Source organism: Candidatus Margulisiibacteriota bacterium (assembly GCA_028715625.1).
Taxonomy (GTDB): Bacteria; Margulisbacteria; Riflemargulisbacteria; order GWF2-35-9; family GWF2-35-9; genus JAQURL01.
The window spans coordinates 37229-53918 of record JAQURL010000008.1; the positions used below are offsets into that span (position 1 = coordinate 37229).

15 protein-coding genes are annotated in these 16690 nt (G+C 38.2%); all 15 read right to left on the reverse strand.

Features of this window, described 5'->3' with window-relative positions; translation table 11 throughout:
* Positions 1-2: 2 nt before the first annotated feature.
* The gene (gene lnt / locus PHV30_02350) at positions 3-1346 is read right to left on the reverse strand and encodes an apolipoprotein N-acyltransferase (GenBank protein MDD5455856.1); all 1344 of its coding nucleotides are present in this window, start codon (positions 1344-1346) and stop codon (positions 3-5) included.
* Positions 1343-2080, reverse strand: coding sequence for a hypothetical protein (locus PHV30_02355; protein ID MDD5455857.1), 738 nt, complete (start codon positions 2078-2080; stop codon positions 1343-1345). The genes lnt and PHV30_02355 overlap by 4 nt, the downstream gene beginning before the upstream one ends.
* A complete protein-coding gene (locus tag PHV30_02360; GenBank protein ID MDD5455858.1) occupies positions 2067-4385 on the reverse strand; it encodes an LptA/OstA family protein in 2319 nt (772 codons plus the stop codon). Before PHV30_02360 ends, PHV30_02355 begins: the two co-directional genes overlap by 14 nt.
* A gap of 148 nt (positions 4386-4533) precedes the next feature.
* A complete protein-coding gene (locus tag PHV30_02365) occupies positions 4534-6918 on the reverse strand; it encodes a hypothetical protein (protein MDD5455859.1) in 2385 nt (794 codons plus the stop codon).
* 58 nt (positions 6919-6976) lie between these two features.
* Positions 6977-7645, reverse strand: coding sequence for a phosphoribosylformylglycinamidine synthase subunit PurQ (gene purQ, locus PHV30_02370; GenBank protein ID MDD5455860.1), 669 nt, complete (start codon positions 7643-7645; stop codon positions 6977-6979).
* On the reverse strand, positions 7646-7894 hold the full coding sequence (gene purS, locus PHV30_02375; GenBank protein MDD5455861.1) for a phosphoribosylformylglycinamidine synthase subunit PurS: 249 nt from the start codon (positions 7892-7894) through the stop codon (positions 7646-7648).
* Positions 7895-8004: 110 nt separating this feature from the next.
* Complete coding sequence (locus PHV30_02380; protein MDD5455862.1) at positions 8005-9252, reverse strand: glutamate-5-semialdehyde dehydrogenase; 1248 nt, start codon at positions 9250-9252, stop codon at positions 8005-8007.
* Positions 9252-10040, reverse strand: coding sequence for a glutamate 5-kinase (gene proB, locus PHV30_02385; GenBank protein ID MDD5455863.1), 789 nt, complete (start codon positions 10038-10040; stop codon positions 9252-9254). The genes PHV30_02380 and proB overlap by 1 nt, the downstream gene beginning before the upstream one ends.
* Position 10041: 1 nt before the next feature.
* The gene (glmS, locus tag PHV30_02390; GenBank protein ID MDD5455864.1) at positions 10042-11874 is read right to left on the reverse strand and encodes a glutamine--fructose-6-phosphate transaminase (isomerizing); all 1833 of its coding nucleotides are present in this window, start codon (positions 11872-11874) and stop codon (positions 10042-10044) included.
* A gap of 3 nt (positions 11875-11877) precedes the next feature.
* Positions 11878-12150, reverse strand: coding sequence for a hypothetical protein (locus PHV30_02395; GenBank protein MDD5455865.1), 273 nt, complete (start codon positions 12148-12150; stop codon positions 11878-11880).
* Positions 12151-12460: 310 nt separating this feature from the next.
* A complete protein-coding gene (locus tag PHV30_02400) occupies positions 12461-13810 on the reverse strand; it encodes an FAD-dependent oxidoreductase (protein ID MDD5455866.1) in 1350 nt (449 codons plus the stop codon).
* A gap of 95 nt (positions 13811-13905) precedes the next feature.
* On the reverse strand, positions 13906-14688 hold the full coding sequence (locus tag PHV30_02405) for a Xaa-Pro peptidase family protein (GenBank protein MDD5455867.1): 783 nt from the start codon (positions 14686-14688) through the stop codon (positions 13906-13908).
* Entirely contained in the window at positions 14688-15125 is a 438-nt protein-coding gene (gene aroQ / locus PHV30_02410) for a type II 3-dehydroquinate dehydratase (GenBank protein MDD5455868.1), read from the reverse strand. Before aroQ ends, PHV30_02405 begins: the two co-directional genes overlap by 1 nt.
* Positions 15126-16223 carry a 3-dehydroquinate synthase gene (aroB, locus tag PHV30_02415; protein ID MDD5455869.1) on the reverse strand — a complete coding sequence of 366 codons (1098 nt, stop codon included), beginning with the start codon at positions 16221-16223 and terminating at the stop codon, positions 15126-15128. It abuts the gene before it with no gap.
* Positions 16211-16690 (reverse strand): shikimate kinase (locus tag PHV30_02420; protein MDD5455870.1); only part of this gene is annotated, 480 nt, incomplete at its 5' end. The genes PHV30_02420 and aroB, both read right to left, overlap by 13 nt.

Consider the following 16690-nt stretch of genomic DNA (forward strand, 5'->3'; position numbering starts at 1 on the left):
TATTATAAAGGAACTTTATAGATAATATACCCTTCTTTGTTTGATGGCAGTATTCTCCTTATTCTGCCATTTTCATCGATAACAGCTGATTTACCGCCATTGCTAACAAAAAGAAGATATTTTCTGTATTCGGCGGCGCGACAAATAGCGGAACGCAAATGCAGTTCTTTAAAACAGGCATGGAACCAGGCATCATTGGTAAGCACCAAAAATAAATCAGAATCTTTTATTCTTTTGTAAAGTGCGGGAAACGCCGACTCATAGCAGATAACCGTTCCATAACGCACACTTTGAATAGTAACTGGCTCAATTGTCCTGGACGCGTCATAATCAACAAGATCCATAGGTCGCAAGAAACCGAACAACCAGGGTACCCTCTCCCCAAAAGGTACAAGATGATTTTTATAATAATTTTTTTCTACATTTCCATCCCTGTAAAACATAACAGAATTATAAATTTTGTTGTCACGTCTGGCCGGCAAACCGAATATTAAAACTTTTTTACCGATAACATCATTTTCATTTAACAACCTGACTATTTTATTTTCCCATAATGCCGGAATGATAGACTCGGGCAATATGATTACATCCAGATTTTTTTCTTTGCTTACTACAAAAGTTAAAAGCTGCAAGTAATTATTTAATAGATTTTCATAATAATCGGCGTTATGTCTTAGTTCTTCTTTAACATCGGTTTGGACCAGGGCTACCTGAAGTTGCCTCTGATTATGAGCCGCTTTTTCAGGCAATAATGATCTGATTCCTGTTAATACAATTAATAATAGAATGATAAAAAGTAATCCGGGGATATATTTCTCCTGCTTTTCCTTACAGACAATTAATTTGGCTATAAAAGCTGTTATACTGACAAGACCGAAAGTCAACAAACTTGCGCCAAATGGATTATAAGCAATATACAAATAAGGCGCATAAACCTGAGTAAGATATAAACTATAAAAAGGATAACCAAATGGTCCTAAGGTCAACAATCGTTCGAATATGGTCCAGGCTATTCCCAGTATTATAAAAGAAAATGGCTGTTCCTTAATTATCCGAATTAATTTAAAAAAGATAAAAAAGAAAACAAAAAAGTAAAGAGTCAGTCCCAAAGTAAGGAACAAAGCTGCGATCTTTCCACCCACCCAGGGATATAAGGAGTAAATCCAGTAATTATGAAAAAGCAGGAATAAAAATAACGACAAAAGCAGTTGTCGGGAAGGATATTTCTTTTCGCTCTTGTAATAATCGACGAAAAAAAACATCAGCACAATGACAACCAGAGGATATAAATTTAGATAATAACTCATGGCCAGGACTAATGGACAAATAATGTAAAAGATAATCATAATATTCTGGCTTCCCAGGCGATAATATCCAGATTTCCGGAAACAGGCGCGTAATTGGTCGGGCCTCCGGTTTTGATCTGGTTCAGGTCATTGGTCATGACTGCCAAATCGGTCTGTAATGTATCGACCAGTTTACGGTCCTTATCCAGCACCAGCAAATTGAAATAAAACGTGTCTCCGGCAGCCGGAGGGTTTCTTAAAGCGCTCAAGGAAATCTGAAAATAAAAACCGTTAGCATATTTTGAGCTGCTGTTGAACTGAAAGGATGTGTTGGAGAGTGAATTACGCGCTATTGAATTATGAATAACAGCGTTAGCCGTAACTGGGAAATAATTGCCAGTTCCAAAACACAGATAATTACCTTCGGAACTATCCATTACAATATCATCCGACCAGGTGGAAAAATAATTCTGATAATAATAGTTTATTTTGTCATCAGCGGAAATAATAGTCGGATCCGGTATTGTAACACCGCTTAACTGTGATTCAATGCCGATATCTCCCGGTACAAACAGATAATAATTAACCGGGAAATTAAGAGGTTGTTTGCTGTAAACAAAAATGTAGCGGTAACCTGCTATATTGTATTGGTCTCTGAAATTAACATTAAAATTCAGAACATTGCCCGCTGAAGTCTTTGGACTGGAAACCATTTCAGCGCAACCCGTTAATAAAAAAGCCGCAACCAGTATTAAAAAAGTTATGCTGTGAAGGAAATGTTTATCTTTCGGCATTTTCAGCATCCAATCCCTTTAGTTTTAGACCTTCATTACCATAGCCTATACCAAAACTGTCATTTGGAAAAGCATTGACCCTAAACATGAACACATGTTCCTGTTTGTAATCATTCCATTCGTAAATCATTTCCACACAGTTCATATCGCGCCTGATCCTTAAAGATGGAATACGATACTGTTTGTTAATATTGTTCCAAAGGAACTCGGCCTGAAATATCCAGCGTTCGTATTTATCCACTGGATAAACATAGCTGGTTAGTATATGGCTGTCATCAATAAATCCTGTTTTCAGATTGTAATTAGTGTTCATTTCTATAGAGTTTTCTTTATTGAACCTGTAGATGGCGCTGCCTTGTAAATTATTCCAGGCCTGATTCTGATAATCATATCCTGAGGTAAGGGAAAAAAGATGGTCGATATCCTGATTATAGGATAAATAGTATCTTTGCGATTCTCTGGCATTATTCACAAAATCATATCCGTCCTCAACACGAAAGCTCCAGAACCTGTTTATCAAATAAGAAAACACATTGGATAGCCGGTTTTGTCTGGACCTGATCTCGTCAAAATAAAAAGGAGTATAGCCCAGCGCATGCGCTTCAAAAAATGTAATTTTATTACTGATATTATTCTGTGGTAACAAGGTAAGATCGTATTTGTTATTGAAAGCAAATTGTTTGTCGCCGGTTTCGTATAAATATTGGTCATAATTATATTCAGCGCTGATATCATAAGCGCTGGAACGATACAAATACCCACCTAACCTGTTCTGCAGAAGCATACGGTTGTGATACAAATTTAACTGGGAAGTAATAAACTTCCTTTCATGATAAGAGCCAAGTGTAAGTATTGGAGTATAATTCAACCCAAAAAGCGAACGATTTTGAAAATTCATGACTACCTCAGGTAAACTTTCCCGGTATTCCACATTAGCGTCGGTTGTAACCTTGTCGCCATCTACATCTATAAACGCGTCCACATTATATTGTATATCACGAACACCAAGCTGCCCCAAACCTTCCTGCGGATTAATGCGCTGCCACAGGTTGATTCGTGGATTTAAAAACTGATCTTCGTTACCGTTATCAACATTGTTACCATAATGCATGGCTGTATCCATGACCCAATTTTCGCCTAGAGTCATATGAGTCATATCATCTATATACTCTGTTCTTTTTTTTTGCGACTGGTAATCCGAGTTCCTGTAGAATAAATTATTGTTCATCCACTCGTTTTGCAAATGATCTGAAAAATTCAAATAATAGATTCTTGATCCTACAAAATTGTCGTAATTAAAATCCAGGTTATGCCCCAGTTTATCGAACTGTTTATCCCAGGAAAAAGCGAATTTTCGTTGAATATAGAAATAGTCTTCTTTGTTATATAAATTCCAGTTACCCAACTGACTGTCACGCATTTGCAGATTATTTTCCCAGTAATCATCCCGGCTGCCATAGACCTGATACAAATTGCGCCGGCCCTGAGCATAAGTAATTTCACTATTTTTTGTAAGCACCAGCTTTTGTTTAAAGGACACTGCAAAATCATTTTCATCCTGTGCATAGGCATAAACATTCAGAGGATGATCGCTCTTGGGAAAAATATCGCTGCGCACACCAAGGCCCAGACCTTTATTGGACATTAAATCAATTAAAATAAGGGCCCTCAAATCTCTGTTAATATTATAATCCAGGGCACTTTTGATAAAAGTTCCTTCCACCCTGTTATCACCTACAATCGGATACAAATAAATAGGGTTGCGATAACCAAGCTGGAACTCATAATATGGTGAATAAAACACAGGAATCATACCTGTATATGCATACACATCATAGGCTTCTATTCTTTGCTCAGGATAAAAAACAAATTTCCGGGCCTGAATAACATAATATTGTCTTTCCGGCGGGCAGGAGGAAAAAGATGTCTTGCCGCCATAATACACTCCGTTTTTTCGGGAAATATTTTCACATTCAAAAAAAAGAGGAGTTACAGCTTCCACTATATTAAAAGTGGCGCTGAATACATTAAAATTTATTTCGTTACTCTTTATATTATATTGTAATGATTCAGCTTTAAGGCTACGACCCTGATAATTCATGGATACATGGCCCTGTGCCACCAGGATATTGCTGTCTGTATAGAGCACAACCGTATCTGCGTTTACTGTAAGGTCTTTATGGTAAAGCTGCACATTTCCTGATGCCAGTATCATGGACTTGTTATCGTATTTCATATAATCGGCCATCAATGACACGGAATCGGCAAAAGCCATGCTTACTATAAAAGAAGTCAGTATATACATAAACCAAATTGGTTTATGGTATACTCGCACAAAATTGGGAATTCGGCGAGGCGTCCAAGAGCCAGGCGCGCAGGCGTATTCAAAAATACGTCGAGCACATGGCGCTGCAGACAACAAAGCCGAAAACCAATTTTGAAAGAGTATAACTTTAAAAAAGGTTAATATAGCGGGTTTCAAACATCCTTTTACTGGCGATGATGGGCAATAGACCACTATTTTTATATTTCCCCCAATTTTCTAACGCGCTCTTGATATCTTTTAAATAATAATAAATATCTCCCAGTAGTAAATAGCATTCGTAAAATTGTTCATCAAATTCCAGTATTTTTTTAATAAACTTTATACTTTCTTCATATTTATGATACTGATAGGTATAAATAAAAGCCAGATTGTAAAGGGCAGCTGCTGACAAAGCAGATTTATCCTTGATAATTTTATCATAAATCCGTTCGGCAGAAAGCCAGTCACTCTGTAAAATCAAAATAACTCCCTTATTATTTAAAATATTTTTGTGTGCCGGATCCATTTTATAGGCTATATCCAGAAGATCAGCCGAAGAATTAAGCTTTCCCTTAAAAATATCATCTATAGCCTCATTGTTCTTGAGGATACCCATGGAAGAGTCAACAGATTCTTTATGTTTTCTTTTCAAAATATTGCGGTTAAAGACCGCAGCCGGGCTTTTGCCATCCAGCTCTCTGGCTACAAGTATCAAAGATTTTCCAGCTACATCCAGATAAGGACAATTTTTCAGCATCTGCTCCTTATCTTTAATCTCCTGTCGTGAATAATCGATCTCCAGAATTTTTCTGTAATATTCCAGACTTTTATCAATTTCAGCCACAATCTCATAGCACAGGGCGATTTTGTTGAGTACTTCCAAATAACCGGGAGAAGATTCCACAAAGATGTTGTCCAGCGACTTTTTGAAGCTGCCGACAGCCGAATAATATTGACCCATTTCCATAAAAATAATTCCCTGTAAATAATACAGCTGATAATTGGGTTCATTTTTCAGAAGGTTTTGGGTATAAAGCAAGGCGTTATCCGCATCCTGACATTCGATTAAAGACAGTATGTATTCCAGGCTTGCATTAAAATCCTGTGCATGGGAAGAAATTTTTTGTTTGAAAAAATCTTTTTTTAACTGTAGTTCCTGCGTGTAAATTTTTTGGAACAAACAGTAAAATTCAATCCTGTTTAAAAATTTGTTTTTGTCATTTTCAAAGTCCGACCTGATGGAATTAAAATCCTTGATGGCAATCAAGGTGTTAAATAAAACCTGGTAAGCCTCCAGAGTATTTTCTCCCTTATCAATAAGCTCTCTGGCTATTTCCAGACAATTATTATAATTTTCGCGCTTATAATAAGCTTCGGCCATGGTTAATCTGGCATAAAAATTTTTGGGATTGCTTTCCAGCAGGTCCTTGCACTGGGCAATTACTGCCAGTGACTTGGAAAAATCGATATCCAGCATTTTACGCATAAAGTCCAGAGCGTTTTCGGTTTGTCCTTTGGTTTTATAATATTCTCCCAGATATTGCAGTACAGACAGCTGTTCCGGATATATTTCCAGAATACTTTTCAAACCGTCCAGGGACTGCTTTTCAAAATTGGGATTTTTGATCAACGACCAGAAAGAATCGGCTGCTTCCGAGTATAATCCGGTCTTATAAAAAAACCCTGCTTGCAACAAAATTCCTTCAGGAACATCCGGGAAGTCCTTGATTATTTTGCGCAAACGTTCTTCGAAAAATTCCTTTTTATCTGACCTGATCTCGGGTTCTATGTAGAGTTTTAGCAGGTTCACTGCCTGGTCCGGCTTGTCACCTCTTATATACAAATCAACAAGGAGTTCTCCAATACTCTGATTTTCCAGAGATTTTTTATAGCAATTTTCAATAAATGAAGTTACATCACTCAGACTGTTATTATTGGCACTTACCCTTTTAAAAGCTGTTAAAGCAGCCTCCATATAATCATCGTTGCGAAAATACAAATCGGATAGTGTTCGCAGATAACTTTCTTTGCTGCCGTTTATTTCAATAAGGTCCAGATAGACGTTGATAGCTTCTTTGATTTTATCAAACTCGATGTAAGCCACTGCCAGCATATTAGCCATTTCTTCGTCATAAATTTTCAGAAGATATGGAGCATGCAAAACACCTATTACGCGTTCGTAATTTCTGGTTTTCAGATAAAGTTGGGAAAGCTGTTTATAATGGCCGATATTAAAGGGATCCTGTTCAATAATATCCTCATATTCATCAATAGCTTCATCCAGGCTTTGTTCCGCGGAGTGCAATTCAGCCAGTGAGGTTTTAATCTCCACATTGGAATCATCTTCCAGGATAGTCTTCTCGAATTGTAAAAGAAGATCAGGCAAATATTTAGGCCAGAGCCTGATAATTTTCTTGTAATAATTCTGCGTAGCCTGATTATATTTCTTCTGTTTAAAAAGATAATCCCCTGTTTTTCTCAGTGAATGGTAATCTTCAGTCTGGTCGCTGGAAATTTTCAGATCAGTGATCATAATTATTATTCTACAACAGGTTTTACCTTATATAAAGGACAACAAGTCGCTAAAAGAACTAATTCATACTGAGTATTTGTAAACTTTTTTTATTGAAAAAATTGCATCGTTCAGGATGTGGCATCATTCCCAATACATTCTTCTTCCGATTAAAAATACCGGCTATACTATTTAAAGAACCGTTAGGATTTGCCTGATCGGTTTCGGAACCCACTTCGTCGACATATTTGAAGGCAATCTGTTCATTATCCTCAAGCTCTTTCAACCCGTCATTATCTATAAAAAAACGACCTTCTCCGTGCGCTATGGGGACTGTTAGGATATCACCGGTCTTATATTTTTTTGTATAAACGCTTTTGTTATTCATAACCTTCAGGTTAATATTTTTACAAATAAACTTCTGGTACTGATTTCTAAGTAAAGCGCCGGGCAGCATTCCGGACTCGGTAAGAATCTGAAAACCGTTGCAGATACCTATTACATATCCACCGTTTTTAGCGAACCTGATAATCTCGGGCATAATTTTGGCGAACTTGGCTATAGCTCCGCAGCGCAGATAATCGCCATAGGAAAATCCTCCAGGTATGATAATCATATCCAGACCTTTGGGTAAAATACCCTCGTCATGCCAGATATACTGCACTTTTTCTTTCAACTCGTCCTTAACTGCGTGATAGCAATCCATATCACAATTGGAACCGGGGAATACAATAACTCCATAATTCATTTATATTTTCTCCAGGGTAAAGCTAAATTTCTCAATAACGGTATTGGTTAAAATTTTCTTGCACATTTCATCAACAGATTGTTTTAAAACTTTTTCATCCTGCTCACCGGATACGAATTCAATATATTTTCCAATCCGTACGTTGGAAATGTCTTTATATTCCAGATGTTCCAGAGCGCGTTGCACTGTTTTTCCCTGCGGATCCAAAACGTCATCTTTTAACAAAATCTGAATCTTTACTTTATACATTTATTAATTTCCTTTCTTCACCTCATCCCCCTTTGAGTTTCCACGTTAATTACTAGCATGGAACTATTCCCCCTTCTCCACTAGTGGAGAAGGGGGCTAGGGGGTTGAGGTTATCCTCTGATCTGTCCGTTACCTTCCACAATATACTTATATGTTGTCAGCTCTCGAAGGCCCATAGGTCCGCGAGCATGCATCTTCTGGGTACTGATGCCTATCTCCGCACCAAAACCGAACTCAAAGCCATCGGTAAAACGTGTAGATGTATTGACCATAATCGCTGCGGCATCTACCTGACTTTTAAAAAGTTCCAGTGTTGTATAATTTTCAGAAATAACAGCTTCCGTATGCAGAGTACCGTATGTATTGATATGCTTAACTGCCTCTTTTATATCTTTAACAATTTTTACCGCGATTTTGTAATCCAGAAACTCTGTTTTATATTCTTCTTCAGTCGCGACTTTAACTTCCTTATCAAATTTTTGAGTTTTTGGACAACCGAAAATTTCGACTTTATTTTTTTTCAATTCCCTAATTATCAACGGCATCATTTCATCGGCAATGTCTTCATGCAGAAGCAATGTTTCCGCCGCATTACAAACACTGGGACGTTGTACCTTGGAATTTATCACTATTGGAACAATTATCTCTTTGCGCGCGTCTTTGTCCACGTAAACATGACAATTGCCGACTCCGGTCTCGATACTGGGGACTGTGGCATTATTAATGACAGTTTCGATAAGGCCGGCCCCTCCTCTGGGAATTACCAAATCAACAAATTCCTTACAGGTAATCAGGTCTTGCACACTTTCTCTCGAAGTATCTTCAATAAGGCCGATTGTGCCTTGAGGAAATCCGGCTTTCGATAAAGCATCATTTAAAACCTGAACTATAGCCTTGTTAGAATTTATAGCGGAGGAAGAACCTCGCAAAATAACTGCATTGGACGATTTCAACGTCAATCCTGCCGCATCTACAGTTACATTAGGTCTTGCTTCATAAATAATACCGATAACTCCAATTGATACACGTTTTTTAATTATTTGCAGACCATTAGGGCGAGTGCTGCCCTCGATAACTTCACCTACAGGATCAGGCAAATCTATAAGCACTTTCAAGCCTTCTGCCATGTTTTCAATACGTTTGACGTTTAAAGCCAATCTGTCGAGCAAAGCTTTGCTCATACCGGCCTTTTCCCCGTTTTTCAGGTCCAACGCATTTTCCTGCAGGATATAGTCCTGCCTGCTCATCAGGTTCTCAGCCATAAACTTAAGTCCACTATTTTTTTGTCCTGTAGTAACTCCGGTCAGGAATAAAGAAACTTCTTTAGCTTTTTTTGCTTTATTAAATACATCTGACATCAGCATTTTTTTCCTTTTATACAAAATGTACCATACATTTTACCATGATATAAATCTTTGAGAATATTCTCTTTTCTGCCATTTGCTATAATTACTTCTATTCCGTTTTCCAAAAGCTGTTTGGCGGAATTTACTTTTGATTTCATCCCTCCCCTGCCCTTGCGCGAAGCATTTGCGCTAAGACTGGCCAACAAATCATCGGAAATTTCAGTCAATTTGGTAATTAACCTGGCATCCTTGTGCGCTCTGGGGTCCAAATCATAAAGCCCGTCTATATCGGTTAAAAAAATCTGCAATCCGGCTCCTAAAAGCAAAGAAACAGTGCAGGACAAATTGTCGTTATCCGAGAACTTGATTTCATCAACAGAAATCGTATCGTTTTCATTAACTATAGGGATTACATCAAGGTCCAGCAAATGCTGAAAAGTATTTTTAGCGTGTTTGGCACGTTCTTTATCCATAAATGCATCACGTGTAAGCAGTACCTGCCCTATTGTAAAACCATGCCGAACGAAAAACTGCTGATAATTCTCCATCAAAATAACCTGACCTACCGCCGCTGCGGCCTGTTTATCAGCTATACTTTCAGGTTTTATCTTCAGCGCTTCGCCACCGCATACTATAGCTCCTGAGGTAACTATAACTACTCTTTTGCCCTGATTTTTCAGGAAAGCTATTTGGCTGACCAAATGTCTCAAGGTATTTAAATCGAGTTTATTGCTCTCGTCAGTGAGTATGTTGGAACCGATTTTAATGACAATCAATTTCTTCTTTGTAAAATCTATCATTTTATTCCACAGTCACGCTCTTAGCCAGATTTCTGGGTTGATCCACATGGCAACCACGAAGTACTGCTGCATAATAAGCCAGCAGTTGCAACGGTATAACCGAAAGTATGGCTGTCAGCTCTTCTTCCGTATCCGGTATATAGATCACATCATCCACTTTTTGTTTTATAGAACTGTCACCTTTGGTAGCAATAGCGATAACAATACCTTTACGTGCTTTAACCTCAGAAATATTACTTAGTATTTTTTCATAACTGCGACCTTTTAAGGCAATAACCACAACAGGCATATTTTCGTCGATCAAGGCGATCGGACCATGTTTCATTTCCGCAGCTGAATAACCCTCAGCATGAATATAAGAAATTTCCTTCATCTTAAGCGCTCCTTCCATGGCTACAGGGAAACCGATACCACGCCCCAGAAAAAGGAAATTGTCTGATTTGTAATATTTATTGGCGATTTTAAATATCTCATCTTCAGATAGAAATACTTCCTTAATTAGCGAAGGAAGTTCAAATAACTGTTTTATCAATCGTGAGCGATCATTTCTGGCGATCAGCCATTTAATTCTGGCCAGATAAATAGAGAACATGTAAAGAGCTGTTATCTGCGCGGTAAATGCCTTGGTAGAAGCAACCCCTATTTCTATTCCTGCTTTTGTATAAATCACACCGTCTGATTCACGGGTAATAGTGCTGCCCTGTACATTACAAATGGAGATAACCATAGCACCTTTGCTTTTGGCCTCGGTCACTGCTGCCAAGGTATCAGCGGTTTCCCCGGACTGACTTATAGCCAGCACCATAGTTTTATTATCAATAATAGGATTGCGATACCTGAACTCAGCCGCGTATTCCACTTCTACGGGTATATGCGCGAGTTTTTCCAGAAAAAATTCTCCTACCAGTCCTGCGTGTAACGATGTCCCGCAAGCTGTGATCACAATTCGATTGATATTTAACAGTTGGAAATAACTTATGTTCAAAGAGTTAAGAGTAATATTACCGGTTTCTATATCGCATCTGCCTTCAATGGTTTTTATAATAGAGTCTGGTTGTTCATGAATCTCTTTCATCATAAAAAAATCATAGGTCCCCTTGCTGACATCCTCAATATTTATTGCACTTTTTACAACTTTTTTTGGCTTCAGATTTCCTTTGAAATCCTTGATATCCAACTGATTTTTAGTAAGAACGGCGTATTCTTCTTCATCCAAATAAAGAATCTGTTTGGTATATTTAAGAATGGGTGAAATATCTGATGAACAGAAGCATTCCTTATCACCAATACCGATAATCAACGGACTACCTTTACGCACTGCGAAAATTTTACCGGGAGCGAATTCTGATACCAGACAAATAGCATAGGAACCATCTAATTGTTTGATAGTTTTTACAAAAGCCAGTTCAATATCTTTTGTTTCTTTGTAATATTTATCAACCAGATGAACTATTACTTCAGAATCGGTTTGTGATCTGAACACGTAACCTTCGTCAATTAATTCCTTTTTTAAAACCTGAAAATTCTCAATAATACCGTTATGTACCAGGGCAATCTTACCGGATTTATTAATATGCGGATGAGCGTTGATTTCCGTAGGCTCGCCATGGGTTGCCCAGCGTGTATGGCCAATACCGACTTTACCATCTATTTTTTTCTCGCTAAGTTTTTCTTCAAGTTGACAAACTTTCCCTATACATTTATAGGTAGACAAGGAACCGTCCAGTATAGAAATTCCTATACTGTCATAACCGCGATACTCAAGTTTCTTCAGGCCGTTAATTATGACGTTAACTGCCGGACGATGTCCTATATAAGCGAATATTCCACACATAACTTATTGTCCCTTTTCAAATTTTTTAAGTAACCTGGCCAGTAAAATATTAGTCCCGGCAATACATTTAGCTGTAGTCACGTCACTGGCATTTAGAGGCGCAGTGCCCGGCTCACAGGACTTTCTAAAATTGCCTATTTCCTTGCAAATCTTGGCTGACGGGCACTCATCGCAGCGAATAACAGGCTCAGCATAAAAGCTCGAACTATACGGTTTATTCTTGGACATTGGAGATGTCTGCGGAATATGATGGAAATCCGGGCTTATATCAACCATGTCCTGTATTTTAGCATAGGAGAAACCTAAATTTCTACTAATATATTCTTAAAACCCTGCTCAACTCTTCAACCGCCTTCGTCAGTATCCGCCTTTGGCTGCGACGCGACTTCAACGCGGCAAGCCTTTCAACGTTAAGCCTACAACCTACCACCTAACACTTATCTCTTAACACACTTTGTCAAGCTCAGCATGACACTACTCAACGACTCCACAATTACACGATTCAACCTTAAACCTTCAACTTTCTACTGTCAGGCTTCGTCTAGCTCTGCATGACCCTTCACTCTTCACTTTTTATCCCTTACCCCTATCTCTTAAACCTTGTTTCTTCCTTTTTACCGCTGGTAATCAGATCTACAACTTCAACCCCCTGCATGAAGCTGTGGTCCATATTGCCGGTTTCATAACGCCACTGACCGAAACGACCGCGACTATAAATATCTTTTTTCTCCAGTGCCGGTATAAGTTCATTTAAAGCTTTATCTCTGGAACATGAAGGTATCGGATATTCATATTCCATTTCAATTACATCGTCGAAAAAAATCAGGTCCTGATCTTTTTCATCAATAAATTTACTTTGCACCAGGCCTTTTATTGTGTCGTTAAGAATAGTTTCTTTATTATGTTTCTTGTAATCCGAATAGGATGTTTCGCACATTAGCAAAAAATGTTTTTTTATGTCAGGCACCATATTCGGAGAATAATTGGACAAATAAGTTACTCTGTAAAAAGGAGAGTCGGTTTCGGGAAAATAGTTCCAGCATTTGGTTTTTTTATCTTCTTCCAATGGCCGGTTAAAACCCAGCGATACGCTGAAAATACCATTATGCAACAGAAGCTCAGCGGTTTTAGCGTATTGATTTTGCAAATCGGAGTTCTTAATTAAAATATCCAGGGGCATTGTATTTATTAAAAGATCATAAGACATCTGCGTACCATCACCTAAAAAAAGTGTTTTGTTTTGCGATTCTATTCTCTCAACTTTGGAATTTAAACGAATATATTTCTTGAAGTTTTCCGCTATGCCTGTAAAAATCGCCCCGGTTCCGCCAAAAAGCGGGAACTTGAACATATTATTAGGCCCCCAGGCTACGTCATCCTGATTAAAAATAATATTTTTAAGTACTCTGTTAATATCAATTACGCTGACCCGTTCGGCTATCCAGTCTTTAGACATCATATTCAGCGGATGGGCCCAAACTTTAAAGTTATAAGGTTTCATAAAATATTTGGCGATACCCGCGCCGAATGTCTGGTCTATCCATTCGTCAAAATTCTGCGACTCAGCCGATTTTCCAAGCTCTAAAAGGCCCAGTACACATTCCCAGATCATATCCGGAGGTAAATATTTAATATTATTTTGGAACGGATAAGGTACGAATTTATTTTTTATCCAGACCCAGGCCTCACGCTGATGTTCCAGATATTTACCCTGCAGAGAATCTTCCACAACTTTATCAAAATAAGGATAATGAGAAAATAGTACATGGCCGCCAATATCTACAGTAAAATCTTTTTTCTTAAAACTGGCTGCCAAACCACCTACATAGGAGTTTCTCTCCAGAATAATAAAATCCTCATAACCCTGTTCCTTCAGTCGATAACCAGCCCCAAGCCCGGTCGGACCTGCCCCGATGATAACTATTTTTTTTGACATCTAAACCCCCTAATATTTAATAAAATTATTTATATCCTTACTCTAGGCTATTCTTAGATTATATTTTTTATTTTGCCCAAGGTAAAGAAAAACCGTCAGATAAACAATTTTCTGGGGAATTTGGTAAGTATTTCGAGACCTTGGGCGGTAATCAGCACTGTGTCTTCCAGTCTCAATCCGAATTTACCAGGATAATAAAGGCCGGGCTCCACTGTTACTACCATTCCCGGCTTGGGCAGCAGCTTGGCATCCATGTCTTCCACAATGCGCGGATATTCATGCACTTCAATACCTATGCCATGGCCCAGGCTATGCAAAAAATGATACTGTACTTTTTTTTTCTCAAAATATTTATTCACTTTTTGGGCTACGATAAAAAATGGCTGCTTTTTTTTGAGTTCGTCCAAGGCCAAATCCTGGGATTTTTTTACGATTTTGAAGAGTTTTTTTATTTTTTTAGGGGCTTTTTTCTTTTTTCCAACATAAATCACTCTGGAAAAATCAGCGCAATATCCTTTTACTTTAACACCCAGATCAAACTGGATTATATCGCCTTTTCTTATAGTCCTGGTTGTAGGCAAACTATGTACCAGAGAGGAATGAGGGCCGGAACCGATAATGGTTTTAAAGGCAAGGTCCTTGTCAGCACCAAGCTCCGAGGCATAAAGAATAATTTTTTGTTCCAGTTCTTTTTCTGTTTTACCGGGTTTCAAATCCTGCCGTATAAGTTTCGCGAAAATTTGCACGGTAATACTACAGGCTTTGCGTATATTCTCAATTTCTTCTTTATCTTTTATAAGAGAAGATTTGCTGTATGCATAATTTACTTCATTTCTGAATTTCTGCAGAAATGACCTGTAGTAGTAAAGAAGGCCCATTAATCCTGAAGGAAATATTCAACGGCCAGCATGTAGCTTTTAAAATGAAAACCGCTTATCTGGCCAACAACAGCCGGCGCGATGGCAGACTCATGGCGTTTTGTCTCTCGCTTGTAGATGTTACTTAAATGAACCTCTACAGCCGGCACATTTACAGATTTTAAAGCATCATGAATTGCTAACGAATAATGAGTGTAGGCACCTGCGTTAATAATTATCCCCTGCACCTTTAACTTTTTGGCTTCCTGAATTTTATCGATGATTTCGCCTTCAACATTGGACTGAAAAAAGGAAAAAATCACCTTGTCCTTATATTTTTTATTTAGATAAGACTCCAGGTCTTTTAGCGTTTCTTTACCATAAATAACCGGTTCTCTTTCTCCCAGAAGGTTCAGGTTCGGTCCATTGATAATAAGAAGTTTTATTTTTTTTCCCATTTATTTTAATTCCTTTAACAATTCTCTCAAATCTTCAATTTTCAAATCTTTTACTATTCTAACTTTTCCGATTTCTTCTGGCAATATGAGGGTAAGCCTGTTACTCTTGACTTTCTTGTCCAGCATCATACATTCCAGAAGCCTGTCCGGACTTATTTTTTTCTGTGGTAAAAGCGGTAATTGCAGACGCTTCAGCAGATTAGTCTGCCTCTCCACAACATCTTGTTTACAAATTTTCAGTTTGCAGGCGATATTCGCAGCAATATTCATGCCTATGGCAACTGCTTCACCGTGCGTATATACCGAATAACCGGTCAATTTTTCCAAAGCATGACCGAACGTATGTCCGTAATTCAATATCATGCGCAAGCCTGATTCTTTCTCGTCCAGCGTGACAACCTGTGATTTTATGAGCAGACTTTCAAAAACCAGCTCAGTCCAAAATGGATCGGGAAATTCTCGGTAACTTTCCAACTTTCTCTCGCTGAAAAAAGTTTCCAGATCATGGAACAACTTCTTGTTGGCAATCACACCTGTTTTCACTACTTCCGCCATTCCTGTTTTTATTTCTCTTAAAGGCAATGTCTTTAAAAAAGAAGTACTGATCAGCACTTTAGACGGCTGATAAAAAGAACCTATCAGATTTTTGCCGGCCTTATGGTCCACTCCGGTTTTGCCCCCTACACTGCTATCTACCTGCGCCAACAAAGTTGTAGGTATCTGCAGATAATTGATCCCGCGCAGAATAATAGATGCGGCAAAGGCGCCCATGTCGCCGGTCACTCCTCCTCCCATAACCAAAAACATATCATCCCTGTTCCATTTTCTGGCCAGGGCAAAATTTATCAGGCCCATAATTGATTTGATATTTTTATGTTTTTCTCCGGGCCTGAACTCATAATGAAAAATATTCAAACCTTTTTTACTTAGAACTTCATTTAAATTTTTACCGTATAATTTATAAACATGCCTGTCGCTTATCAGGCATATCTTCTTGTTTGTGTATGGGCTGAGCTCACTGAAAATTGTTTCTTCAGAGCCATCGATAAAATTTATTTGGTAGCTGCAGGAATCAAGCTTGACCGTTAAATTTTGCATTGTAAAAGCCTTTCATATTCGTCCCGGATACTTTCAACCAAATCCTGAACAGCAATTTCTTCAGTATTAATAATAACATCAGCGCTGCTATTATATAAGTCAAACCGTTGTTCCAGCATGGTCTCGATTTTCGCCATAACCTGTTTTTTATCTTCACCGGTATTGATCAAAGGTCGATGCGCTTCGTCTTTAATGCGTTCATAAATAGTTTGCGGTTTAGCTGCCAGCCAGAAAACTATTCCGTTTTCCCGCATCATCCTGACGTTATTTTCTCTGAGAATTATTCCTCCACCCGTGGAAACAATCTGTTTGCTCTTTTTGCATATCTTTTGCAGTACCTCGGTTTCCAAATCGCGGAAATAAGTTTCACCTTCGTTTTCAAATATCTCGCTGATTTTTCTGGCTGCTGTTTTTTCCAGTTGTTCGTCGCTATCAATAAAAGTATAACCGGATAAATGTTTGGCAAG